The sequence below is a fragment of the Sphingobacterium sp. DR205 genome, from assembly GCF_011064245.1.
Taxonomy (GTDB): Bacteria; Bacteroidota; Bacteroidia; order Sphingobacteriales; family Sphingobacteriaceae; genus Sphingobacterium; species Sphingobacterium athyrii.
Map to the genome: position 1 here is coordinate 5,254,972 of NZ_CP049333.1, position 23,413 is coordinate 5,278,384.

General features: G+C 41.9%; 26 protein-coding genes. 4 read left to right on the forward strand and 22 right to left on the reverse strand.

Going from position 1 to position 23,413, the window contains the following annotated elements; genetic code table 11:
- Positions 1-7 precede the first annotated feature (7 nt).
- The 18 genes from G6053_RS22525 to G6053_RS30960 all read right to left on the reverse strand — a co-directional run bounded on the left by G6053_RS22525 (position 8) and on the right by G6053_RS30960 (position 13,086).
- A complete protein-coding gene (locus G6053_RS22525) occupies positions 8-1,024 on the reverse strand; it encodes a bestrophin family ion channel (protein WP_165308568.1) in 1,017 nt (338 codons plus the stop codon).
- Positions 1,025-1,031: 7 nt separating this feature from the next.
- Positions 1,032-1,691, reverse strand: coding sequence for a potassium channel family protein (locus G6053_RS22530; RefSeq protein WP_165308569.1), 660 nt, complete (start codon positions 1,689-1,691; stop codon positions 1,032-1,034).
- Between the two features lie 35 nt (positions 1,692-1,726).
- Positions 1,727-3,100, reverse strand: coding sequence for an aldehyde dehydrogenase family protein (locus tag G6053_RS22535; RefSeq protein ID WP_165308570.1), 1,374 nt, complete (start codon positions 3,098-3,100; stop codon positions 1,727-1,729).
- 19 nt (positions 3,101-3,119) lie between these two features.
- Positions 3,120-3,554, reverse strand: a complete 435-nt coding sequence (locus G6053_RS22540; RefSeq protein ID WP_241254809.1) for a DUF687 domain-containing protein — start codon at positions 3,552-3,554, stop codon at positions 3,120-3,122.
- Between the two features lie 2 nt (positions 3,555-3,556).
- Positions 3,557-3,907, reverse strand: a complete 351-nt coding sequence (locus G6053_RS22545) for a DoxX family protein (protein WP_165308571.1) — start codon at positions 3,905-3,907, stop codon at positions 3,557-3,559.
- Between the two features lie 92 nt (positions 3,908-3,999).
- The gene (locus G6053_RS22550; RefSeq protein WP_121122600.1) at positions 4,000-4,755 is read right to left on the reverse strand and encodes an SDR family oxidoreductase; all 756 of its coding nucleotides are present in this window, start codon (positions 4,753-4,755) and stop codon (positions 4,000-4,002) included.
- Positions 4,756-4,825: 70 nt separating this feature from the next.
- On the reverse strand, positions 4,826-5,380 hold the full coding sequence (locus tag G6053_RS22555; RefSeq protein ID WP_165308572.1) for a TetR/AcrR family transcriptional regulator: 555 nt from the start codon (positions 5,378-5,380) through the stop codon (positions 4,826-4,828).
- 136 nt (positions 5,381-5,516) lie between these two features.
- Entirely contained in the window at positions 5,517-5,972 is a 456-nt protein-coding gene (locus G6053_RS22560) for a hypothetical protein (protein ID WP_165308573.1), read from the reverse strand.
- A 70-nt stretch (positions 5,973-6,042) separates the two neighbouring features.
- Positions 6,043-6,648 (reverse strand): CHAP domain-containing protein, encoded by a 606-nt coding sequence (locus tag G6053_RS22565; protein ID WP_165308574.1) that lies wholly within the window; start codon positions 6,646-6,648, stop codon positions 6,043-6,045.
- Positions 6,567-6,953 carry a hypothetical protein gene (locus G6053_RS22570; protein ID WP_165308575.1) on the reverse strand — a complete coding sequence of 129 codons (387 nt, stop codon included), beginning with the start codon at positions 6,951-6,953 and terminating at the stop codon, positions 6,567-6,569. Before G6053_RS22570 ends, G6053_RS22565 begins: the two co-directional genes overlap by 82 nt.
- 28 nt (positions 6,954-6,981) lie before the next feature.
- The gene (locus G6053_RS22575; protein ID WP_165308576.1) at positions 6,982-7,518 is read right to left on the reverse strand and encodes a DUF6266 family protein; all 537 of its coding nucleotides are present in this window, start codon (positions 7,516-7,518) and stop codon (positions 6,982-6,984) included.
- 152 nt (positions 7,519-7,670) lie between these two features.
- Positions 7,671-8,315, reverse strand: coding sequence for a DUF6266 family protein (locus tag G6053_RS22580; protein ID WP_165308577.1), 645 nt, complete (start codon positions 8,313-8,315; stop codon positions 7,671-7,673).
- Positions 8,316-8,827: 512 nt separating this feature from the next.
- Complete coding sequence (locus G6053_RS22585) at positions 8,828-9,355, reverse strand: hypothetical protein (RefSeq protein ID WP_165308578.1); 528 nt, start codon at positions 9,353-9,355, stop codon at positions 8,828-8,830.
- A gap of 352 nt (positions 9,356-9,707) precedes the next feature.
- A complete protein-coding gene (locus G6053_RS22590) occupies positions 9,708-10,013 on the reverse strand; it encodes a hypothetical protein (protein WP_165308579.1) in 306 nt (101 codons plus the stop codon).
- 33 nt (positions 10,014-10,046) lie between these two features.
- Entirely contained in the window at positions 10,047-10,796 is a 750-nt protein-coding gene (locus G6053_RS22595) for a LytTR family DNA-binding domain-containing protein (protein WP_165308580.1), read from the reverse strand.
- 28 nt (positions 10,797-10,824) lie between these two features.
- Positions 10,825-11,886, reverse strand: a complete 1,062-nt coding sequence (locus G6053_RS22600; protein ID WP_165308581.1) for a histidine kinase — start codon at positions 11,884-11,886, stop codon at positions 10,825-10,827.
- A gap of 50 nt (positions 11,887-11,936) precedes the next feature.
- The gene (locus G6053_RS22605; RefSeq protein ID WP_165308582.1) at positions 11,937-12,884 is read right to left on the reverse strand and encodes a hypothetical protein; all 948 of its coding nucleotides are present in this window, start codon (positions 12,882-12,884) and stop codon (positions 11,937-11,939) included.
- 73 nt (positions 12,885-12,957) lie between these two features.
- Positions 12,958-13,086, reverse strand: a complete 129-nt coding sequence (locus tag G6053_RS30960) for a hypothetical protein (protein ID WP_277603184.1) — start codon at positions 13,084-13,086, stop codon at positions 12,958-12,960.
- Positions 13,087-13,398: 312 nt separating this feature from the next.
- Between G6053_RS30960 and G6053_RS22610 the strand changes: the two genes are divergently transcribed.
- Both G6053_RS22610 and G6053_RS22615 read left to right on the forward strand, forming a co-directional pair.
- Positions 13,399-14,022: a hypothetical protein gene (locus G6053_RS22610; RefSeq protein ID WP_165308583.1), complete on the forward strand. Its 624-nt coding sequence runs from the start codon at positions 13,399-13,401 to the stop codon at positions 14,020-14,022.
- A 108-nt stretch (positions 14,023-14,130) separates the two neighbouring features.
- Entirely contained in the window at positions 14,131-14,511 is a 381-nt protein-coding gene (locus G6053_RS22615) for a hypothetical protein (RefSeq protein WP_165308584.1), read from the forward strand.
- A gap of 55 nt (positions 14,512-14,566) precedes the next feature.
- Here G6053_RS22615 and G6053_RS22620 read toward each other — a convergent pair whose 3' ends face one another.
- From G6053_RS22620 to G6053_RS22635, 4 genes are read right to left on the reverse strand one after another with little or no spacing between them, the layout of a single operon-like run.
- A complete protein-coding gene (locus G6053_RS22620) occupies positions 14,567-15,955 on the reverse strand; it encodes a RagB/SusD family nutrient uptake outer membrane protein (RefSeq protein WP_165308585.1) in 1,389 nt (462 codons plus the stop codon).
- Positions 15,952-19,170 carry a SusC/RagA family TonB-linked outer membrane protein gene (locus G6053_RS22625; RefSeq protein ID WP_165308586.1) on the reverse strand — a complete coding sequence of 1,073 codons (3,219 nt, stop codon included), beginning with the start codon at positions 19,168-19,170 and terminating at the stop codon, positions 15,952-15,954. The genes G6053_RS22620 and G6053_RS22625 overlap by 4 nt, the downstream gene beginning before the upstream one ends.
- 2 nt (positions 19,171-19,172) lie before the next feature.
- Positions 19,173-20,618: a TlpA disulfide reductase family protein gene (locus G6053_RS22630; protein ID WP_165308587.1), complete on the reverse strand. Its 1,446-nt coding sequence runs from the start codon at positions 20,616-20,618 to the stop codon at positions 19,173-19,175.
- A gap of 10 nt (positions 20,619-20,628) precedes the next feature.
- A complete protein-coding gene (locus G6053_RS22635; protein WP_165308588.1) occupies positions 20,629-21,012 on the reverse strand; it encodes a hypothetical protein in 384 nt (127 codons plus the stop codon).
- A gap of 928 nt (positions 21,013-21,940) precedes the next feature.
- Here G6053_RS22635 and G6053_RS22640 point away from each other — a divergent pair.
- Positions 21,941-22,456, forward strand: coding sequence for a hypothetical protein (locus G6053_RS22640; RefSeq protein WP_165308589.1), 516 nt, complete (start codon positions 21,941-21,943; stop codon positions 22,454-22,456).
- Between the two features lie 10 nt (positions 22,457-22,466).
- Positions 22,467-23,342, forward strand: a complete 876-nt coding sequence (locus tag G6053_RS22645) for a GIY-YIG nuclease family protein (protein ID WP_165308590.1) — start codon at positions 22,467-22,469, stop codon at positions 23,340-23,342.
- The last annotated feature ends 71 nt before the right edge of the window (positions 23,343-23,413 follow it).

The following is a 23,413-nucleotide window of genomic DNA, read 5'->3' on the forward strand; positions in this document are numbered from 1 at the left end:
ATTTTTTTTACATAACGATATTATTAACGGGCTGTATCGCAGGAGGAAGCTCCTTTTCACCCAACATTTCACGCAGGTCAATTTCGATGTTCCTGCTGATCTGTGTGATCGGGATATCATTGGCATTCCCCTCAAATGGATTTTCGGTACTCTCCCCGATCTGTTCCAGCACCAGAAACACCCAGCCCAATAGGATACTGAAAGGAACGGTAAGCCAGACGATAGGTTCGCCAAATTTCTCGATCATTTTAGAAAACTCCCCCAAAAACCCTAAAGGAAGCAAAATGCAGAGTGCATTTGTGAAATAGAGATTGATGCTCGAAAACTGGCGTGGATAGGGAAAATTTTTGATTCTTTCACATTTTCCCTGCTGATCATACAATTCCTTGAATTGATTTTCAAGTGCAGTATAATTATAAGCCGAAATTTTACCTGCTTCATTTAATTCCCTTAACTGCGCAGACTGTAAGGCAATGATCTGAGTCGCCCTGTTTTTTGTGGAAAGCACATAGGTAAGCTCATCATCGCTCAAAAAGTTTATGAGTTCCTCATCAAGTTTACCTTTCCATTCAGGAACTTCATAGTGCCTGAGAAATTCTTTATTGTAGCTTTTTGTCTTTACATGTTCCCAGCTTTTTGTTTCCCTGAGCTGAAACCTCAATGCCGTAAGCCAGGCAAAATGGCGATAGATGATCTGCTGATGCACAGCCTGCTCCTGTACCTTATCGTCCATTCTTATGAAGTCGCGTACCAAGATCCCCAAACTGCGGCTGTTGTTGATGATCGCACCATAGATCTGACGGGCTTCCCAACTCCGGTTGTACGTCTGCGTATTCTTGAATCCCGAAATGAATGCCGCCGCCGTCCCCAGCAATGCGACCGGAACCCAGGGGATAGCCAGCCATTTCCAGCCCATAAAATAAAAAAGTAAGGTTGGAATAACACTCAGAATAAGCATTTTATAAATCTTCATCCGGGTCCAGGGAATGAAATGGTAAAGTTTGTAATGTGAGCCTATATTCATAAATAAATTAATTTTTTGATGAAAATTTGCTGATCAGAATCCCGACGAGTACAACCGTGTAAAATTGACCGGCTATTCCCACAAATGCGGTGACCAATTTGGTAACATGGGTATTGGGCGTAATATCTCCGAATCCGATACTGGTGAAAGTAATCGAACAGAAGTAGACCAGATCCATAAATGTAAGTGCGGGGGAGGACAGATCAACTCCTTTAAAAGATGCAGGATCGCGGTACTGGAAATATTGCAGTGCAAACACCGAGATTTCTATCAGCAACATATACCCGCATATGGCTGCCGAAATAATATCCGTATTGATATATCCGGGTTTTATCAGAAACCGGAGTACCTCCATAAAAAGAAAGCTAAAGAACACCACATAGTTGATATTCAAAAAGGTAAAATACCAGGATAGGTCCTTAAAAAATGGGATGCCAACAGGTAATAACAAAATGATGATGAAATGCAGATTTCTGAACCAGTTGCCCCAGCTATGTTTTCCGGTAAACAACAAGATAGACCCTACTCCCAATATGAGCATGTTGACCGGCCATATGACACGGGTATAAAAATCCAGATCCGTAAGAAATATTCCTACAAATAAATGCTGCATCAGGACGAGCAGAAGAATTTCATATTTTCTTTTCTGCAACTTTTGAATGATCATCGGCGATTTTAATAAAAATTGAAAGCTGGTCATTATTAACCGAAGATACTCAGGTTTTTAGCAATATCCTTGTTGGCATAGGGCGGAAAAACATCCAATTCAAGATCAGGATTCCCGATCAACATGGCTTTGGTGTTACTCAATGCGTCAAAGCCGGCTTTGCCGTAATATTTTCCCATCCCGGAATATCCTACTCCGCCAAACGGAAGACTGTCGATCCAGCAGTGCAGGTTTGTCTGGTTGATACAGCCTCCGCCAAATGAAACCGAATTCAGGAAATGGTCAATATTCTTCTGGTTTTTGCTGAAAATATAAGCAGCGAGCGATTTAGGTTTTCTTTTGACGATATCCACCATTTCTTTAAAATCAGCATAGACCATCACAGGTAAAACCGGGCCAAAGATTTCCTGTTGCAAAGCTGGATCTTCCCAAGTACTTGGATACAATATTGTGGGCTCGACGTACCTCGCTTTGATGTCATATCTGCCGCCCAAAACTACTTTTTCGGGAATGATATAAGAAGCGACTCTTTCCGTGTCATGCTCACTGATCATTCGTGCAAAATCAGGGCTTTGCTGCGGATCTTCGCCGTACATTTTCAAGGTCGACTTTTTCAATTTATCAATGAATTGGTCTGCAATACTTTCATGGACATATACATAGCCCGGCGCAATACACCACTGTCCCGAAATCGCATTGTGCCCCCATGCGATTCTGTCTACGGCAATATCAAGATTGGCAGTCTCATCGACGACGGTAGGGTTCTGTCCGCCCAGTTCCAAAATAACCGGAGTAAGGTTTTCCGCGGCAGCCCTCATGATCACTTTTCCCACGGATGAACTTCCGGTAAAAAAGATAAAATCAAAGGGCAGCTTCAGGAGTTCCGTAATTTCCTCCCGCCCCCCTGTCACCACATTGACCGCCTGCGGTTCAAAGTATCGGGGGATCAGCTCCGCAAAAAGTGCAGCCACGGTAGGCGTGGTATTGGCGGGTTTGAGAATAACCGGATTCCCAGCTGCAAGGGCCGCAATGGCAGGATCCAAAAGCAGTAAGACAGGCGCATTAAACGGTCCAATAACCAATGTTACGCCGAAAGGCTCTTTATAAATGATCCCTTTATTACCAGTTTTTTCAAGTCCTTCCGGTATGGCAACCGGCTCCGGCTCCATTAATTTCTGGAGGTTTGCTTTGTAATATTTTATATTGCCCAGCGGTACGGTAATTTCAAATAGCTGTTCAAAAGGCGGTTTATTAAAATCCTGCTTTAATGCCAGGCAAAATGCTTCCTGATTTTCGACAAGCATTTTTTCCAGCCTGTTGAGCTGATCAATGCGCCATTCATAGGTTTTGGTGCCATCTGTAAAGAAAAATTCTTTCTGTACATCAAAAATTGATTGATAATTGCTCATAACCTTACGTTTTGGAGGGCTAATCAGCTTGTCCTATATCGAGACGCGAGATTTTTCCCTCTGTGTTGAAATGAAATTTAAAGTAGGTCCTAAAGTCGCCCCAGCTATCTGTATGGAAGTTTCCATAGATATCTTTTCCATTATTCTCTACTTTATCAATGCTGGTAAAGCGTTCATGCCCACAGGCTTCCTTTACAAATTTCTGAAAGTCCCTCGGGCTTCCGTCATCGTACAATTTTGCATCCGCGGTAAAGAAAGACAAAAAAGCTTGACTGTCTCCTTTTTGCCATGCGTCGAAAGCCTTTTTTACGATGCTATCTGTTAGTTTAGTGGTATCCATATTATTATTCTTTTGTTGTGTTTTGATCGTTTTATTAGCCGAAGAAGGGGGCTGCTGTCCACAGGCTGTAAATCCAGTAGCGCAGATTGCGATCGCCGTCATTATATTTCTCATGACTATGTATTTTTTAAGGGATATTGCAGGTAGATAATCACCAGGTTCAATAGTAAAAACGGCAGTTCGATCAGCACCCCTTTCAGGTCTTTATCCAGCAGATGCAGACAAATGATCAGCAAAATTCCAGCTGCCATTAAAAAGTTTCCCCAGACAAAAGTCTTCGGGAACAAGATCATTAAAGCGGCAATCATCGTAACCGCACCGTTTACTGCCAGTGCTGTTTTGTTAAAACCCCATTTACTGAACATGTCCATCATTGCGGGTTTCCCCATCAGCATGGCATAGCCCTGTTTTATTCCCATAAATACAGCGATGAGGATCAATATCGAATTAATCAATCTGAGTATCATAATTTTAGGCTTAAAAGTAAAAATGGATAATGGGTTTTATTTAAAATTACCATTATCCATTATCTGATCAATTATTTCTGGTTAATCAACTATTATCTTGTGGTATAACCGCCGTTGGCAAAAATAGTTTGCCCGGTGATCCACCAACCATCCGTTACCAAGAATTCTACCAAAGGAGCGATATCCTTGATATCTGTCAGTCCGCCCAGCGCAGAAGCTGATTTGTGATAAGCTACCGCATCATCACTCTCCTGTCCGTAAAAGAAAGGTGTGTCCATAGGACCCGGAGCCACTGCCGTCACAGAGATGCCTCTGTTTCCGAATTCTTTCGAGGCCGCTCTTGTAAAATGCTCTACCGGTGCCTTAGCGCCAGCATATGTTGAATACAATCCGGTATATGCAGCAAGCAAGGAAGTCACAATCGTACAGATTTTACCGTGATCGTTTACTTTTTTACCAGCTTCCTGCAGGAAGAAATAAGCCGATTTTGAATTGATTCCGAACATGGTATCATATTCTGCCTCTGTCGTTTCGACAAATGGCTTTTTCAAAACCATACCCACGGTGTTGATGGCGATATCAATTCCACCGAAAGTTTTTATGGCTTCATCAAAAAATTTGGTGATATTACCTACCTGGGTCAGGTCTCCCTGAAATAAAAATGCTTCAGCACCCAAGGCTTTGACATCAGCCAATGTTTTTTCACTTTCTGCTTTTGAGCTTTCACTATTAAAATGAATAGCCAGCTTTGCTCCTTTTGCTGCAAAATCTCTGCTTAATAAGCCGCCAAGGTTTTTTCCACCTCCGGCAATCAGGACTACTTTCCCTTTTAAATCGTTGTGTGCCATAATTTTGTTTCTTGTGTAATTAAATTTACAAAAACTGACGGAATATTCCGTCAGTTTTTGTAAAAAAATTTTACGCTCTTATTGAATCCCAGCACATTTGTAAAAATAGGGCTATTGTAGCATCGTCTATATCCATCTTTTCATCTATCGCCCACAGGAGCCATCCGTTGATCGTGCTGAACGTAAACAGCCTTAGGCGTCTTGCCGTTAATGGCTTGAACAAATTCTGATCCAGGCCCAGCGCATATAATTCGTCAAATTTCAGAAAGTCCGTCATGGCTATTTCATGGATTTCTTTTGTCAAAATCGGTGATGCTGCAAATTGATAAGAAAACTGGAATTCCAGGGGATGCTCAAGAAAGTACCGAATCACCCTTTCCCAGAGAAAGTTGAACTGATCATGTAGACTGCCCTGTTTCTTGTAATTTTTGAAAACATAGGCCGATTCTCTGGATTTTTGCCGTATCCAAATCTGCTGTACGATCTCTTCCTTACTATTAAAGTTTCGGTATACGGTACCGATACCTACGTTTGCTTCGGCTGCTATCTGGGCAATGGTCACTGCATGCAACCCTTGGGTTACGAAGAGTTTAAGGCCCGCCTTTAATATCTGTTCTCTTTTCAAAATAAAATAAATATAGTCTCAAATTTAACAAAATACATTTTAAATAAACTATAATGATATATATTACGCACTACGGCATTGTGTAAACCGAAATTATTCGGGCATTTCTATGTCTCTAAAGGCAGAAGTATGATCTTCAAGACTCAAAGCGTTTTTTCTTCCAAACTCGCCACATCAGGTACAGCAAGACCAGAAAAACAACTGACGCAATTCGTAAAGCATCCAAAGAAAGGACCCATCGTTCCCTTCTTGTAACCGAATCCAATGTTTCCGTTGCCCGTGTATGCTGTTGATCGGCCGCTAATTTTTGCTCAGCGGAAGAGCTTCGCGATTGCTGCACATACAGCTGCCCACCCCTCGCTTTCAATCCACTGTCCGGGCGAAAAGACAATAGGCTATCCGTTCGAAAATACCAATAGGTGAACAGACTGTCCTGCTGTTTGTAATGAAAAAGCAGATTCCGATTTTCGTATTGACTGGCACGCGTTGAGGAATTTTTCTCCAGTTGTTTTTGACCACGGAATATCGCACAAGCTGCGATCAGCCAACAGCTTAATAAACTCACTATAATATGCATTCTTTTCTCTTTCATAGTACAGGTTTTTAATTAAATAATTTCAGGCACAGCCTATGGTCTGTGCCTGAAAACAATAGATCGCACCTCAGTCCACCCAGTTAGCCATTGCATAGATGGTAGACAAGGGCCTTCTGCGGGATTCCACACGGTCATGGCTGTTGCCCTCGACGGAAATCATCAGCCCACCATTGACCGCCTCCACCAGGCCAACATGGTGGATACGCCGGAGCTGGCTACTGTAGATCGCAAATAGGTCAGCACGCTCGAATCTTCCCCTTCGTATATCCGGTGCAGCATATCGGCGTGCCTTTGGAAAAAGCGCGGGACTCCATGCACTGCGCGGCGCCAAAAGTCCAGCTTGCCCATAACACCAGCTGGCAAATGCAGCACACCATTCGTACCCCGCCCCCAGCCCCACATAGCCCAGGTATTCCCCTACCCTTTGCCCCTGATTTTCACCCCCCTCTTCCCGCACGCCCAGTTCGGCTACAGCTATCTGAATGAGCCGATCCCGTATCGCTATTTTTGCCGATAATTCCCTGCCATCGACCTGCCGGCTAAGATGGTCAGATGCACTAAAGATTGACTCACTCCCTATAGTCCTGCTATTTAAAACAGCATTTTTAACAGCTGTAGAAAAGCAAAGAGAAAAAGAAAGAATACCGAGAAATAAAGAATAGATTGTTGCCATGAGTTTAATTGATTAAAGTGATAATAAATGTCCTGCCTGTAATATTTGAAAGGCTTCCAGAGGTATTCCTGCAGCCAGGTACAGCAGCAGATAAATACCAGGCCCGCCATCAGCCCAAAATAAAGCAGCGATAAAGCCCCCAGATCCAATATACCCGCTGTGGGGTCTAAAAATTGAAGTATACTGCCTACAAATAAGAATATTACCAATAATAAAATACCTGTTAAACCGAGTATATACTTGCGGTCTATTTCGATTTTTTGACCTGGGCCAAGCCAGCCCAATCCAGTTTCTAAAGTCTTCATAAGAATAAAATTTAATTTTCTACCAATGTTAAACTACCCCGGCGTACTGACTCCGCGCATAGCAGACACCATCCCTGTCACACACGAGGATATATAAATAGAGCTGCGCATCCAGCAGGTAATCGGGCAAGGACAGGGAGATGAGCTTCATGGAGCGATTCACAGTCCGGTGGCTCCGGATGGCCACCCGATCCTCCAGATGATAAGCGATCAGCTGGATCTCATCGTCATGATTCATCTTGGTCAATGCACCGCCGTCAAAATTGACCGACACGCTGCTGCCCATCCTTCGCACTTTCAGAATGGTTATTTCCCTTATTGGCCCGTCTGATAGGAGGACCAAAGCCGGATCAATATGGAAATTTGGAAATTCTCCCTTGATCGCATACTTGATCGCATGTCCCAGGGCAAGATTACGTGGGGTCAGGCGCTTTCCCTGCTTCGCCCGGTGTGCAAACCCTTCCTGTATAATTTTCGCCAGTGGGGATAGAAATTCATTTGCCAGGCAAAATTTGCGTTGCATGATAAGTTGCCCGACGGAAGTTTTTTGTGAGTTACGTTTCATCTGATTTTCTGAAATTGATGATGAAAGCAAGCCAGACCTCATAGCTGTACAAAACAGTGTACCAAGCAGGGGAGCTGGATCTTCCATCTGTTTATATTATTTGATTAAAAGACAGGAATGGGCACAATTAAATGCGCCCATTACCAAAAGCATTAGGTAAGAGTGATCTCGCCCAGATAACTACTGCGGCTCACCTTGACCTTGGTACGGTCTGACATAAAGTACCAGATATGTACCGATTCACCCAAAAGGTGTTCGGGTACCCCGAAGGTTACCGTACCCAATTGCCGCGTCGGCACCGTGGCTGAGGTCAGAAACTCATCCAATACCGGATGATAACAGACAATGTACACCAGATCATCGTTCTTGGTATCGTACACCTCATTATTATCCGTAGACCAGGTGACAGTGATCTCTCCTCCGGCAAAATTGGCGGCTACCGTCCCGCCGCCGTAGTATAGGCCATCAGCTATTCTGATTTTACTATAGTCCAGCGTCAGGTTGGGATGGATCCCCTGAATAGCCAGGTCCTGGTTAAACTGAAAAGCGTAATTGATCGGCGTAAAACGATTTGTCTTTTTCTGCCCGAATCCGATCTTCAAAAAGTTGTTGATCGGCAGCAAGAATCGCATCATGATTTTAAACCGTTCCTGCACGATCAACTGTGCCTCTGTATAGGGCTTATTGCTCTTTTTGTAGAGACCTTTGATGTAATTAATACTCTTCCAGCTCGAGCCTATTACTGCCCCGGTTTTACCCCGGAAACCTCCATTTATTCCATTGATTATTGTTCCCATTTTTAAAAAATTAAATGTTAAAAAAATAAATCGTCAAGATTTTATACCGGTATTTCTCGCTTGACAATACAAACATAAAACACTTAAAAACAGAAACATACACTTGCAAAACGATTGTCCGATGCTTGTCCGGCGGTCACCTACATGTTGTCTGACACCGGACTTGCTGGTTCTGACAAACGTCCATTATTTAGCTTATAAAAAGGCATGAGAAGACCTTTCCTAACCAGGTAAATAAGTCGAATGGTTATCTTGGATCATACTATAGAATCTCCCGGTTGGGATATGTCAGGAACTCAGCATCGAGGCATCGATAAGAAAAGTTGCCACCGACTTCGTATCAGGTTTAGGGATTAGTTTACCATTTACCTACTTTTCGCCTACAGTTTGCCTACAGCCGGCCTACTGAAGTAGGCCGGCTGTAGGCAAACTGTAGGTCAATAACAGGATAGCGTGCGAACAACATCAGGAAAAAAAGCAAAGAAAGGAGCTGTTTGGTGCGAATGCTGTCCTCACGATGTGAACAACACCAAAACAATACTTATGATCACATAAGCAAAACAGATTATTATCGGAAGACCTTTGGCAAAAATGTCCTTACATGAAGGTTCTTTGGAGAATTTTTCAAAAAAAATTTCGACGCTGGATTTCATATTCATGTCAGGCGACAAAAAATATCTCGTTCCAGCCTGCGTAGTCACACGCAGCATAAAGGCTTTTCTCGAGTTATAATTGTACATATTATAAGTTGTATCATCGGGTAGGTGCACTTTATCTCCTTTATCATCTTTCAAATAAAATTTATTCTCGCATACCGTAAAGGTAATTTTTCGCATGGTGCTTTTCATGACAATTATTAAAAAGCCAAAAACTATACTCAGTACTGCGATAATCAGTTGAGTTTGGTTTACAGTGGTTCTGACATACCAAGCTTTGATCAATACTATAGCAATAGGATATAAAACAAATATGGTCGTTAGCGCCGCCCAAAAAGTATATTTACTATTAAAAGTAGCTATTGTTATCTCATTTTTATTCATATTTCTCCTCTATTAACTCTTTGGATATATAGTCTCTCTTGGCCAAAGGTAAATGTCCATGAAGATTTTTGAACAACTCTTCTCTAGTTTCTCTAATAATATCCAATAGCATATCTTTAATCTTTATATCAATAAAATCAGACAAATCCACCATCTTAATTCTAAATCTACCAATTATGGAAGTCAATTCATTATTCAATTCATATTCGCAGGATGGAAATCATGATTCGCTTATAAAAAAATATATTATCAAGTTGCTGAGGTAATAGCATACCTAAAAAGAATGTGGGGACCACTATGTAGAAGATTTAAAATAAAAAGGTTGTCCAGCGTTTTGGACAACCGTGACGATTTATGGGTGTAGATAACGTTTGAGGCGAAGTACATCGTCGAGCTTAAAGTACTTTTTTCCGCCTTTATCACGCCGATATACTTCGATCAGCCCCAGGTTCTGATACCGCAGGAGGGTACGGTCCGATACGCCGACCGTATCCTTGACAAAATCGGTATCGCGCAGTTCGGGTTCCACATCTTCGGGGGGAAGACTGTCCAGCACTGCTTTTTTCAATTTTTGAATTTCATTAAAGAGTAGATGTAGGGCCCTGAGCAGATGCGCATCTGTTTTTCGGTCTGTCGCATTAGTAGCGTATTTTCTCATATTTTTTAAAGGTTTATCATCATAAAATGGTTTTTAATCGCCAAGCACGTTGGAGTTAATGAATGTGAAGAAATCGCTATAGATCTTTTTATCACCGGTGGGCAGCATGATATTATCCAGCGTCATGCGTACCTTTCCTTTTTCGTAGCTATAGAAAAAACTGATATTGATCACAAAACTCTGATGGATCTGCTTAAACCACTTTATGGGCAGCTTCTCTAACACCTCGCGCATGCTATTGTTGCATTTCTTGGACGTACCATCCACCATATGGAATGTAATAGCACCATTGCCACTCTCCACATAGATAATATTTTTCATCCAGATCAAATTCCGTACATAACGATAGCCCACCCGAACCATAAAATGGTGATAATAATTATCGAGTGAATCGCTCGCTGATACAGGCAGGAGCTTGGCCAGCTCTGTATCCAGCCGGCGCAATGCACCACAGAGGCGGCTCATCGATACCTCTTTGAGCAGGACATCTACCACACCGAAATCATAGCCGCAGTCCTCGTATTGCTCATGGGCGGTATACAAGATTGTCTTTAAATTTGTATTGGGCAATGTCCTGATAAAATCAAACCCATTGGTATAGCCAAGCTCCACATCCAGGATCATAAAATCCACCTGGTTGACCCGCAGGAAAAGTTTAGCCTCCTTTGGATCATTAAATGTTTTGATGATCTTTACATAGGCGATATCCTCCATTAATTGCAGCAGGTAGTCTATGCAGCCCTGCTGATCGTCAATGATCACCCCGATCCATATTCGTTTCATATGTGTTTAGTTTAGTGTTTATCTGTTTTTAATCGGTTACAAATTGTACGTTGATGCACAACTGATAATAGTCCCCGCCCTTCTCTTCGCGCATTGAAAAATTATCCCCATAGACATACCGCATCCGTGCATGCAAATTGCGCATCCCTTTGCCATGGCTGACACCTGTCAAGGCACCGCGTCGTTTTCTATTGCTGACCGCTATGGTATATCCCCTATCCATCACTTCGATTGCGATACGCGCTGGCTCAGCGGGATCCGTTATCTCGGCGTGTTTGAATAAGTTTCCGACAAGGGTCTGCAAGGTGGTGGGCGGAATGGTAAACCGCATCAGGTTGCCGGTCAGCTGTACATCGATGTAAAAACGAACTTCCTCTACATTCCCTTGGATGGCTAGATATCGCTGCAATGCATCCACCTCGTCGGACAACAATATGCGCTCTTTTCCTTCGACCTGATGTGCATCCATATAAAACTTCATCAGCTTGTACGTTTCATTGACCTGCCGTGCCAGCGCAGGGTCTACATGCTGCAATTGCTTCCGCAAATTGATAAAGATATTTCCCATCATATGTGGGGTCACCTGCGCCGAGAAGGCAGCATATTCATACGATTTCATTTTGGTCTCGGCCTCCAGCTGCTTATTGACGGCCTCCAGCTTTGCATCCAGTTCAGCAAGCTTGCCCTTATAATGGTAGTAGAGCAAAGCAAGGATGGTAAAATTGCCGTTGATCACCAACAGCGATTGGATATACTGGCCCCAATGAAACTTATAATTTTGGACCACATAAGCCCCATTGATGAGATTGATTGAAAATTTACTATATACCGCGAAATACACCACTACGCTTGAAAGCAGATAGAAGGCTGCGAGTAGTATTACCGTAAGCACAATGCGTCCATTTCTGTAAAAGTATTTGAGGATGCAATTCACGTAATAAAAGATGAACATAAAGTACGGCACAGTCAAGATCGAAGACTTCAAAGACATGTTGTCATTTCCCAGGTAATTGACACCAAAAAAATAGAGGATGTAAAAGAGCCAAAAATAAATGTGGGTATTCCACTCAAGATAGAATCGTTTAAGCATAAAATTTAATTAATTAATAACTGGAATTCTAAATATAATCAGCCCCGTATTTATACGCAAATAAGCTGGTTTAATCTATCGAAATCTTTACACGAAACTGAATAACTTAAATACGTAAATTTATCAAGCAATAGATAACTTCCGTTATGCTTAAATGGGATCAAGCGGGAACTGCCATTCCACCGTCCCTGTTCCGAGTCCGGTCTCATGTTCCGGTGCAGGTATAACCAGGGCTCCCAGGCCTGCGGCTCCCGCAACAGGACATCCTCAAAGTCCAGATAAATCTTCCTAAGGTAGTATCCAGCAAAGTCTTTGTCGTAACGATACCAGTCCGTATCACAAAAATCCAGGCCGTGGATGGCCAATACTTCATTGTCACTGTGGGGATCAGCGATCAGTACGCTTATTTTCGTTTTGAGCAGGAAAGCCATTCTGATAATCCCCTGCTGTACGGAGATGGTGCCATTGAGAAAGGGAATCTTGACCAATTTACGCAGTTCATCTGCTACAGCAGACACAGCACCATCCAGATAGCAGAGCACATGAAACCCCAACGCCATCTGCCGGCGGATTTTGAAAAATAAGTGCGGATCCTCGGCTTCCAGAAATAGCAGCTGAGCGCCCCAGTCCTCCCCCACTAATTTCGAATAATACTGCTCTTGCTGTACAATCACTTCTCTGGAAACCGGAATACAAAGCTTATATCCCTGCTGGATCAGAAAAGCCGGTATGGCCCGATACTGCCCGAAGTGAAAGGTCAGGATAAAACTAGGTGCCTCTTTTGGAAAAAATCTCATCCACTTTTTTTCAAACCGAAACTTATTCCCGATTGTATTAGCCTGCTTAATGGCATAATTGCAAGTCTGAAGGTAAAGCTGCTGCTGGATATTGAAGTTATTGATCCAGAGGAGGTGCTGCACATTGGCCGCAAAAAACACAAATTCCATCCAGTCTTTTTCAGCATAGGTCTGCATGGCATCTTTGTAAGTAAAATCCATATAAAATACGTTAAGGTTAATCTATGGAAAGTGCTGCACCATATCGCTATGGCGCAGTACTTCCGCTAATTGGTTATAAAGGAATTGCGATATTGCATTTCCGTCCTTCCTCTACATCCTCGCTGCCCAACATAAGCTCATTGTAGCTTAGCGGCAACAGATCGTAAAGACCATACTGTGCTAATATTAATGTTATTTCCACGGTATTTACGTTTTAAATAAGATACACCATAGGCTGTTCTCGCAACAGCTTTACGGCTTCAGGCACTGAAGACTGCAGATCGATCGGGAGTAAAAAAACAACTATTTATCGAGGTATTGAAGGACAGCATGGTCATCTACCTGTTGCTTGGCATAGGTTGGTTTTTGCCTTGGATTTTGATAGGCAAATTAGGTTTTGCTGGAAGCAAAGACCATTTTAGGGGGAGATTCGATATTGGTTTTTAATAGGTGTAACTTCGTCCACAGACCTATTTCATTGACAATAAACCAGATAAACTAAAAACAACACATTATGACGGATAAGCGCAGCCACAAGGCTGGACTAAAACTACTGTTTGATTTTTGGGGAAAATATCATACAATAGACAACTTTCATTATCAGTGGGCCAAGGACAATCTCAAAGTCAAGACTGTCAAACGTGGCGAACAGCTTAACTCAACTGATCATCACCAGGAGATGACCTATTTTGTGGCTACCGGACTCTTGGCCCGGATTGAGGTAAATCCCGATACAGGCAAACGCAAGATTATGAGCATCGCCATTCCCAATATGGCCTTGATGACGACCAATCATCTTTACACCCACAATTTGCATCCGGGCAATATCGTAGCGCTCCGCTCGGGAATCATTATTACGATCCCGCACCTCATCCTCCGGCAATTTCAAGAAAATGAGAAATCTATCGACACACTGATAGACGTCTTGAGCAATAAAAAGAAAAGACAGCTTGCGCTATTGAGACGCGCAACTTTAGGCCACTCCCCTTTTAAGCGCTACCTGCACTTTGCCAAGCTACTACCCGAAATCAAGGCTGCCACCACCCAGATTGAGCAGGCCGATCTACTCGGTATTTCACGTCATGCTGTACAGGAGGCACAATATTTTCTTTTAACAGGGAAATTCCTCCCAAAATAGCACCCATAGGACAGGCAAAAAACGGCTATAGTTTATATCCAACTTTGTATTAGCGCCAGTGAAGAATGCTGGCTTAATAAACATTTTTATAAACTAAATTTTAAGCTTATGCTTACAAAAAGAAACAGCTGGTTACGCACCGGCACATTAGCAGTATTAGGATTGGGACTCGCTTATGGAGCCCAAAGTTTCACCGAAAAAGAAGAAGTGAAACCTATTTCAACAACCAAAGTGACCGCAACGGTTTGGCGTTTTATAGGTACAAATTCGAGTGAGATTCTTCAAGCGGATAAATGGGAACAAGGCGCTTCTTCCGATCCAAACTGTCAGAACGACCCATTCCAGCCGTTACCTTGCCAATACACGGTGACTGACCAGACTATCGCGGATTCTGAAGAACTGATGGATTATTTTGAAGCAACATACCCATCAGACACCGCTGATGAAGTCCGCAATCATGCGGATTCTCAAAAACCTGAGATACTATAGTGCGAATCTGGGTTTCAAAAAAACAATAGACCCTTTTTCGCAAGGGTCTATTGTTCTATCTGGGGTTCTGAACAATGTCAGACAACTCAATAATATCGTTAGGTATTGGTAGTGCATAACGCAGGTCGTTTGGCTGTAAAACAAACTCCTTCCCCTCAACTTTTCTTTTCAATACAACATTTGCTCCGTCGCGATTTAACCGTTTTAGATCGTACCAACGAATTCCCCTAAAAACAAGACTTTTTCGTCGTTCTAACAAGATGCGTGCGAGCAATTCCTCGCTACCCATGTCTTTGATTTCCTGATAGGTCGTTTTTCCGTTTTCCTTCTTCCAGCGCGTTACCAAAAGTGTATTCAGGTCTTTGAGGGCAATATCAGTTCTTTTCAACCTCACTGCCGCTTCTGCCCGAATCAAATAAAGTTCATCAGTAGCAATGCCCATAAATAATGATGTAGTGCCCGTATATAGTCCCCGAAAACCATTAGTTCCATCTGCATTTTTTGTAAAATATAGGTCAAGCCGAAGATCATTCGCTTCATAACTTGCAATCAGATCTTCAACAATCTGGGCTCTAGTGGTATTTAATATTTGAGGATAGCCCGCTAAGCAGTGATAGATAACCTCCTTATTGAATTGTGGAATGGGATATGGTTTTGTTGCGTCCAATGTGGAGTAATCCAACAATTGATTATTTAATGCCAGTGCCGCATCGGCATATTTAAAAGCATTTTCATAATCTGCCATATACAAATACACTTTGGCTAATAGCGCATTTGCTATACATCGATTAGGTTCAACAGGGCTTCCTGTTTGTTTGACCAAAAGTTGTACCGCCAAAGTGGCATCCGCAAGGATCTGTTTGTAGGTATCTTCCAAAGATGATCTAGCGGATCGTTTATTGAAATCCGTATCGAGACGGATTGGCATCCCCAGTGTATTTGAAGCATTTTTTTTGTCATAAGCCAGACACCAAACCAAACTAGCATGAAATAATTTTTCCGCACGAACAAATAGCGCCCTTCCTTTAATCTGATCATATTGCGCAGCATTCACGTTGTTGCGTTCAATTTTTGCTAATCCTTCTAAAGCCGTGTTACAATTGTAAATCGTAGTATAGTAGCGTGCCCAATCGGAAACTATCGTTCCTTCTTGAAACAAATTGTACGAATCCCATTGGTACATTCTACGGTGAAAATCGGACGAGAGCGAAGCAAGATTGGCGTCTATCACTGTAAACTCGCCCGCACTCACTTCTAAGGCATCACTTTGGAAAATATGAATCGGATAATTGTCGATCAGCGCCTGCAAATCATCCAGACTTTCAGGTACGGCCAGCTTTTGGTCCGGTTTGACATCGAGGTATTTTTCACAGGAAAGTAACGAGCAACAAGCTATAAAAAGTAGCGATAGCTTACTCAATACTTTGATGATAGATCTTTTCATAACGAACACTTGATATTAAATGAATAAATTTTTGAGGGTGAAAAGCCCGTATTCGAAGATTTGCTAAAATCAGGATCGATACCCGCTCTGTTTTTCCGATAGATCAATCCCAGGTTATTGACATTGAACGAAAGGAGTACATCCTTAAACCAGCTCTTCGGAGCACCTTTGATCCGATAAGCAAGGTTCAAATACTCAAACCTTACATGGTCTCCCCTTTCGACAAATGGCTCAGCATAAGGGTAGAAATTTTCAGCACCAGACAATACGGGGTAAAACATTGCTGGGATATCTGTTTTGTGCTCGTCGCCAGGTTGCTGCCAGCGCTTATTAAAATCACCATGACCATTCCAAGTTGAAAAAAGTGAACTATAACGTACGGTCTCCCTGCGGAAATAATAGTCAAACTTGAAAGTCCAACGCATGGTCAGCGCCCAGTCCCGCCAAGCTATCGTGTTGCCAAAAGATCCAAAAATCTTGGGCAGAATGCTACCATGAAATATCAGGTCATCTACCGTAGCGTTAGTACCTGTAAATTTGCGGTATTCACGGGAAGGCTGACCATCGAGAAGCCCAAGTGCCGCGCCATCTTTTGGATCAAGCCCCATCCATTTGTAGGAGTACATCGAATAAACAGGAGAGCCTTCTTTGCCGGAGATTGGATTAATCCCGCTAATAAATTGGTTTGCAGATCTGCTTTCCATATGATATTTGGTTATTTTGTCGGCATTGAAGCTCAGGTTAACATCCGAGGTCCAACGCAGCTGCCCTGTGGTATTAATCGTGCCCAGATTCAGGTCCAAACCTTTGCCCTGCATGGCAGCAACATTTTTCATTACAAATGGTCCAATACCGCTGGTATAGTCCAAAGGTGCTATTCCATAGAGATTGCTACCATTTTTTATATACCCCTCCAGTGTACCCGATATCCGTTTGTTTTTCAGGGCAAAATCAAGACCGATATTGACCGTCGACACACTCTCCCATTTTAATTCAGGATTGACATAGTTGTCAAACCTTGCATATGGGGTCTGCGTATAGGGATTCGGCCCTGCATACTTAATGGTGGTAAGTGCTACCATGGCTGGATTGAGATTTCCTGTTTTGCCATAGGTTCCCCGCAATTTCAGATAAGAAATCAGATCTTTATTCCAAAACTTCTCGTTTGACACCGTCCAGCCCAGACCTGCTGACCAAAATGGATTCCACTTGTCTTTGACGTTGAGTCCAAACAAGTTGGATGCGTCACGCCGCGCACTGAAAGTGACAGTATACTTATCTTCAAACAAATAAGAAGCATTTAAAAATGTCGAAATAAACCGATTCTCTTTCTGGCTGATCGAGAGGCCATCCATCACGTAGTTTCTGGCTCCGGTGACATAATGGACATAAGGAACGGTGAGGTCAAACAGCGCATACGATAAGTTATCTTCGTTATAGCCATACAACCTATTGCCATTACCTCTAGAACTGACAGTTCTCAACTCTGACCCCAAAAGGGCATACACTTTATGCGGCCCTCTTTCCCAGTTAAAATCCAGTTGCCCGCGTACATTGTGACTTCTGAGCATGCTATTTGACTGATCAAATATTCCACCCTTGGGGATTTTAAAGTCTGCTTTTCCTGTAGCCGCATTTAGCACGGCATAAGAATTGACCGTATTCCTGGCTTCATAACTATCGATATCACTCAAATTTTCCGTCCTACCCGATTCGGATTGATATTGGTATCTGAGCGAGAGTCCAAACCATTTGGGCAATTTATAAGTCAAAGCGGTAGACAAGATCGTATTTTGCATCTGTTGCTTTTGCACACTGTGCTTATAATCTTCGAGCGGATAGTATTGCCAATCCAATAATCCTTTATCTGCTTGCTGCTCAAGATACGTCCCACGCCAATCTTTGAGCAGCGGTAAGGCATTGCCGTCGGCATCAGCGAGCTCGGCATAAGGAAACAGTCCGCCGTTATATGCCGAAACACTGCCAAAACCCGGCCTGCCACTCCGCATGTTCTGAAAGGAAATATTCATGCCGCCTTCGAGTGTGAGCGATTTCGAAAGCAGAACCTTGGCATTCATCAATACATTATTACGCCTGACCCGATTATCCAAATTATCGATCTGCAGACCGTTTCCGACAGAGGCATTCCATATGAGCCTATCCGTACCCTGAGATAGTCCCACTGTTGTCTGCTGCTGTAGCCCTATGCGATAGAGGTATTTCTCGAAGTCATTTCTTACATCGACATTTCTAAGACGGTTGATTTCCTGTTCGATCGCTGTGATTTCATTTTGATCCTGACTTGCTTTTTTTCGGATCAACAGTTCGACAATCGGCGAAAGCACCGGATGTTGGGCCGAATTGATGGAAGCATCGTAATAGCCCTTATCAAAAAGCATGGTTTCCACATTAACCATATCCGACGAAGAAATACGATCTAATGAAAACAGATCCGGTTTTTGCTGCACCGTTGTCAACAGGTTGAGATCTATTTTCAGCTTTTGATCGGCCGTCCCCTTTTTGGTCGTGATGACAATAACCCCATTACCTGCCCGAGCGCCCCAGATTGAAGCAGCAGCGGCATCCCGTAGTATGGTTATATTTTGAATATCATCCGGATTGATGCTATTTAGGTCACCTTCAAACGGAAAATTATCCAGCACAATCAAGGGTTGGGTTTCCCCTTGGATGGTGCTCATTCCCCGGACCAAGAACTGATCCTTCGCACTTTTTGCATTGCGGTCCACGACCAATCCAGATGCCACCGCTGGCAGGCGATCCATGATATTAAAATTGATCTGTTCATTGATCCGATCTTTTCCGACAAAAGAAAAGGAACCCGTGGCCCTTTCCTTAGGAATCGCACCGTAACCCGTTGATACCACCACTTCATCAATACCGATTGCCGCCGAGACCAGTTCGATCCGATGTCCTGCTCCAAAAGTCAGCAACGTATCAATCGCACGGAATCCGATTGAAGAGATCTGTAATGAAACGGTATTATCTCGATCTTTTACATCGATCTCAAAGATGCCTTTTGCATCTGTCGTTGTCCCAGCTTTTCCTTTTAGCAACTTGACCGCAGCACCAGCGATTGCCTTACCAGAGCCACGTTCAATGATGATTCCACTCACCTTCTTCTCTTGGGCTTGAATAAATAAAGGGAAAATGACTGTTGCCAACAGCAATAACCCATAGATTTTTATAGATCTCATGATTATTTCCCTTTCGCTTTTTCAACAACAAATACATTTATATCCCGGATTGCATTTTCAAGCTTCATACCCGATTTAGCCAACTGCGCATTGAGCTCACCAAGATCATTGGTCACCCTGATATTGAGGTCAATCTTGCCTTTATATCCAGTTTCGTTGACAATGTATTTTCCAGCTAGTCGCTGGTCGGTGAGGATTCCCAGTGCATAGGCTATTGGCGCATTATCGATTTGGATTTTTTTCTCCCAGTCAATCGAACGATTCAGTTTTCCATTAGAGGCAATTGACTGAGGAATTTGGCCGATGCGTTTCATCACAAGACATTGCCGTGTTTCTTTCTGCAGACCAGCATTGTAACCCGAAGCCGCATTCAGTAATTCTACCATACCTTTATTCATGATGAGCTGGTCTCTTGTGGGGACGATCAGGTCTAAGGTATAAGGCCTATTCAGCTCAATTGAATCATCCGTTTTGATTTGAAAATTCTCCCTAAAGAACGGTTCACCAATCGCCGAAAATAACCTAGGTGCTAGATCCCGATAAATGGTTATCAGCGGCAAATTGACAAAGCTCGTACTGAAATATCCTTCCTGTAAATTTCTCGAGTATTTAGCCACAGGGAGATAATCCTGATAACCTTTCAGCACCAATTGATAGCACTGTAATACATTTTTATCAGCTTGAATACCTGGTAAAATAGGAAGATTTTTATCGAACACAGGCTTAGCTTTGAGATCCAATGACTGTCCCGCGAAAAAGCTATTCAGATTAGCTTGGCTAAGCGGCTCCTGTGAAGTTTGATATCTGACCATTCCATCCGCGTCTATCCATATTACCTGCGGCACCGAAGCATGCGGAAAAAACTTCTTCAATATCTTGTCCTCGATAATCGTTGGCAAATGTAGGTCTTGTTTTATCCAAGTATTAAGGGCGGTGGTTTTGTTGTCAGAAGTGACAGCAATAAAATTTCCTTTTTCGGTCAGTTTGCCGATAAAGGAATTTGTCTCTATTAATGAACTAATACAAGGAGAGCACCAACTGGCCCAAAAATCGAATATGATAGGGCTACCTTTTAGATGTTCTAGCGTTTTTGTCTGCGTATCGCCATTACTATAAAACTTATATTTATAGGTCCAAAATGAATCCGGCACCTTCTGACCTACAGTCAGCATCGCGGCTTCTTTTAGCCCATCGGCCCCGCTGTCCTTGCGAGGCGTCTGAGCCGATAAACTAAACATAGAAACCATCAGAGCTAATACCATAAGAGTTCTGATGCTCTTCAATGCTTTAGAAGAAAAATTAGATGATTGAAAAACTAAAGTAATGCATGTCAGAAGTACCCGACCAGTACTCTTACAGTATGATCTGCTCGAGTATCTGGTCAGTGCTTGGCAGATGTAGGTATTTATATATATCTTGACTAGTGTCAATAATTTTAACGTACTCATAATTTGATAGTTAGTGTTTTTGTGAGAGCTGATAAAAAAAGTCGTAGATTTCCTTACTACTTTCGAGTTCGCAGGCTATAAATCTGTTACTACGCAGAAAGGAGATTTCAATTCCCGATAGATTGATCCGTTTGTAATGGACAATAAAATAGGCCATTAGCATGCGAAACAAGGCGATAGTAAAGTGTTGTACATCAGCTGTACTGATCGCAGGATTTGCCTTTCGTTCCTTATCCAAGTAAATTGTCAGGAGTTCGACAATATGGTTGCGGCAGCTATCCATGTCATAGTGACTCCAGAACTCTTTAATACATGCTACAGGATCGTACTCCAAATGATGGATCTCGTAAATCGCCTTATCTATGGCGATCAATTTGTGAAAAAGCTCTTTCATTTTTTTGGCTTTTGAGGGCGCATGATGGTAGAAAGTCATTTGAAAAAAGGAGCAAAAAAGATCCCCTATCGGGTCAAAAGACCCAATCCATCACGCTGTTAAAAAATTAAATTAACTAAACCTCAGAATGCCGTTTTACTCTTAATTACTCGGTTATATATGGTTCATCACGGGCATCCATACTAATAGGAAGAACCGACCCTTTGTTGTATCACAACAATATTTGGGATAGAAATTTGTCTTCGAAGAAAAGTTTGACTAAATTTAAGCTGCGAAACAATTATTTAGTAAAAGCCATCTTCATTGCCTTCAATCGCTATTTTATATATTGATGTGCAGGGTCGGTGGCAGACACGCGAAAGGAGAATTTGGTTATTCGTGTGAATAAGCCATACTAAGCCATTTTTATTAGCTCCTCTCCTTTTACGTACTGATTATCTTAACACAACCTTTAATCCGGCGCTCGGATTAGATTTTTGAAATGCTGTTTGGCGGAATACCGAGTAAGTCGATCCTTGATCTGATACTGGTGGGTTAGAGTTTTAAATGGTGTCGTTCTCATAATTTTTGATTATTTAAGAACGACGTTTCTCAGCAAGTATAACCACCTATTAAAAATACAAGGGGTGGCTTGCACTTTAGACCCACGGGTGACTAGCCCATTCATCTATGTCTCAAAGGACATTTTGACTTATCCATCTAAAGTATCGCAAGACCACCCACATGCTTTATTAACAAAAGTAATAAAACTTTTTAAGCATGAGGCGATCTTAACGGTTCTCTCGATGGAATTTTAGTCGTTTGTGGGTCGAGAAAACATCGTTCAATATGGCTAATAGCCTTATTGTCTAATCGCTAAACAAAGATAAGAATTGGTTTCCATTAAAACAAAATAAAAATAAAGGAAACCTGTGAAATTTTTAATATTATGGATGAAAAGGAACTCCTAGCTATAGAAATAGCAAATTTTGCAGAGTATGTTTTAGCAAGAAAAGCGGAATCAGGATTGGCAATTGAAAATTTTGCAAAGATGGTTGATATGACCAGGGGGGAAATTAGTAAAATTACAAATCAACAGAGAAAAAGTGTTTCTGTACACTCCTTCTATAAGATTGCTATATACTCGGGTGATATTATTGAAAATGCTATCAAAGCCGTGTATAAACATAGAAATTTAGAACTAAAAACTGGAGAAAAAATTGAAGAAAGAACCAACTTTGGTATTTTCATGAGAGATGAAGTTGAAGTTCAGGGTCAGAACGCTTTTGATTTTATTTTGAAAAAAACAGGAATTGATAAGAAGAGACTAACTGACATTTATTACAATGGCGGTGCACCTGAGCCTTATGAGCTTATACTTATTGAAAAAGCTACAGGAAGAGAAACAGGGGAATTGATTAAAAAATTTGTTCTCAAGTATCCGATTAAGAAGAAGGGGGATTGAGTTGGAAAACATGAGCAAAAGAGGAATTACGGTAACCAATTATTTAGCTTCTGGAAATCCCGAGGGAATAATTTTTTCATACATGTCTAATTGGACTGGACAAGCTATCAAGATACCAAGAAACTTATTTTTGGAAGCTAAAGAACTGCCAGAATTAAAGAAACCTGGTATCTATTTCCTTTTCGGCCAAAACGATGAAAACCCAGATGATAAACTGGTGTACGTCGGAGAAGCAAATTCATTGGCAGATAGAATTGGGCAGCACCTTAAAAATTCCGAGCAATCATTTGAATTAATTATATGTTTCTGCTCAAAGGACGAAAACCTTACGGTTTCACATACAAAATATTTAGAACAAAAGACTATCTCAAAGATTAGCAAATCAAGTGAATACCGCTTAACAAATAGGACCATTGGAACAACTGTAAACCTTCCGATCATGGTGAGGGATGAAATGGATACCTATTTCGAAAACATGCAGATTATACTACCGACATTAGGCTATTCCGTATTAACACATGATGACAGGTTAGATAAAAAATCCCGTTTGCCATCGGTAGAATATTCATTATCCATGAGTGGAATTACAGCGAAAGCTATATTAACTTCAAACGGTATTGAAGTGCTAAAAGGAAGTGAAATGAGCAAGAAACAATTTAAGGCACTATCCGGTACTTATGGAAATCTTAGGAGTACTTTAATAGAGAAAGAAATTGTCATCCTTAAGGATGGGAAAAATATATTCAACGAGAATTACGAATTTTCGAGTCCTTCAACAGCTGGAGCTGTCATACTTGGATATTCCGTCAATGGTCGTACAGCTTGGAAAGATAAAAACGGGGTGACAATTAAGGAAAATGAGGAGTTGAAAATTGGGAAGAAATAACTAGATCTGTCATCAAATAACTGCATACGTTTTTCCAGTATAATGGTTAAAAGTATTTTTCATAATATAAA

Bases quoted from the DNA above. Each gene is read 5' to 3' on its own strand.
- G6053_RS22530 (WP_165308569.1), bottom strand. From the start codon at position 1,691: ATGATCATTCAAAAGTTGCAGAAAAGAAAATATGAAATTCTTCTGCTC.
- G6053_RS22545 (WP_165308571.1), bottom strand. From the start codon at position 3,907: ATGATACTCAGATTGATTAATTCGATATTGATCCTCATCGCTGTATTT.
- G6053_RS22595 (WP_165308580.1), bottom strand. From the start codon at position 10,796: ATGAAACGAATATGGATCGGGGTGATCATTGACGATCAGCAGGGCTGC.
- G6053_RS22615 (WP_165308584.1), top strand. From the start codon at position 14,131: ATGCTTACAAAAAGAAACAGCTGGTTACGCACCGGCACATTAGCAGTA.
- G6053_RS22620 (WP_165308585.1), bottom strand. From the start codon at position 15,955: ATGAAAAGATCTATCATCAAAGTATTGAGTAAGCTATCGCTACTTTTT.
- G6053_RS22625 (WP_165308586.1), bottom strand. From the start codon at position 19,170: ATGAGATCTATAAAAATCTATGGGTTATTGCTGTTGGCAACAGTCATT.
- G6053_RS22610 (WP_165308583.1), top strand. From the start codon at position 13,399: ATGACGGATAAGCGCAGCCACAAGGCTGGACTAAAACTACTGTTTGAT.
- G6053_RS22535 (WP_165308570.1), bottom strand. From the start codon at position 3,100: ATGAGCAATTATCAATCAATTTTTGATGTACAGAAAGAATTTTTCTTT.
- G6053_RS22525 (WP_165308568.1), bottom strand. From the start codon at position 1,024: ATGAATATAGGCTCACATTACAAACTTTACCATTTCATTCCCTGGACC.
- G6053_RS22605 (WP_165308582.1), bottom strand. From the start codon at position 12,884: ATGGATTTTACTTACAAAGATGCCATGCAGACCTATGCTGAAAAAGAC.
- G6053_RS22540 (WP_241254809.1), bottom strand. From the start codon at position 3,554: ATGAGAAATATAATGACGGCGATCGCAATCTGCGCTACTGGATTTACA.
- G6053_RS22550 (WP_121122600.1), bottom strand. From the start codon at position 4,755: ATGGCACACAACGATTTAAAAGGGAAAGTAGTCCTGATTGCCGGAGGT.
- G6053_RS22580 (WP_165308577.1), bottom strand. From the start codon at position 8,315: ATGGGAACAATAATCAATGGAATAAATGGAGGTTTCCGGGGTAAAACC.
- G6053_RS22635 (WP_165308588.1), bottom strand. From the start codon at position 21,012: ATGAAAGAGCTTTTTCACAAATTGATCGCCATAGATAAGGCGATTTAC.
- G6053_RS22590 (WP_165308579.1), bottom strand. From the start codon at position 10,013: ATGAGAAAATACGCTACTAATGCGACAGACCGAAAAACAGATGCGCAT.
- G6053_RS22585 (WP_165308578.1), bottom strand. From the start codon at position 9,355: ATGAATAAAAATGAGATAACAATAGCTACTTTTAATAGTAAATATACT.
- G6053_RS22645 (WP_165308590.1), top strand. From the start codon at position 22,467: ATGAGCAAAAGAGGAATTACGGTAACCAATTATTTAGCTTCTGGAAAT.
- G6053_RS22565 (WP_165308574.1), bottom strand. From the start codon at position 6,648: ATGGCAACAATCTATTCTTTATTTCTCGGTATTCTTTCTTTTTCTCTT.
- G6053_RS22570 (WP_165308575.1), bottom strand. From the start codon at position 6,953: ATGAAGACTTTAGAAACTGGATTGGGCTGGCTTGGCCCAGGTCAAAAA.
- G6053_RS22600 (WP_165308581.1), bottom strand. From the start codon at position 11,886: ATGCTTAAACGATTCTATCTTGAGTGGAATACCCACATTTATTTTTGG.
- G6053_RS22640 (WP_165308589.1), top strand. From the start codon at position 21,941: ATGGATGAAAAGGAACTCCTAGCTATAGAAATAGCAAATTTTGCAGAG.
- G6053_RS22560 (WP_165308573.1), bottom strand. From the start codon at position 5,972: ATGAAAGAGAAAAGAATGCATATTATAGTGAGTTTATTAAGCTGTTGG.
- G6053_RS22575 (WP_165308576.1), bottom strand. From the start codon at position 7,518: ATGAAACGTAACTCACAAAAAACTTCCGTCGGGCAACTTATCATGCAA.
- G6053_RS22630 (WP_165308587.1), bottom strand. From the start codon at position 20,618: ATGAGTACGTTAAAATTATTGACACTAGTCAAGATATATATAAATACC.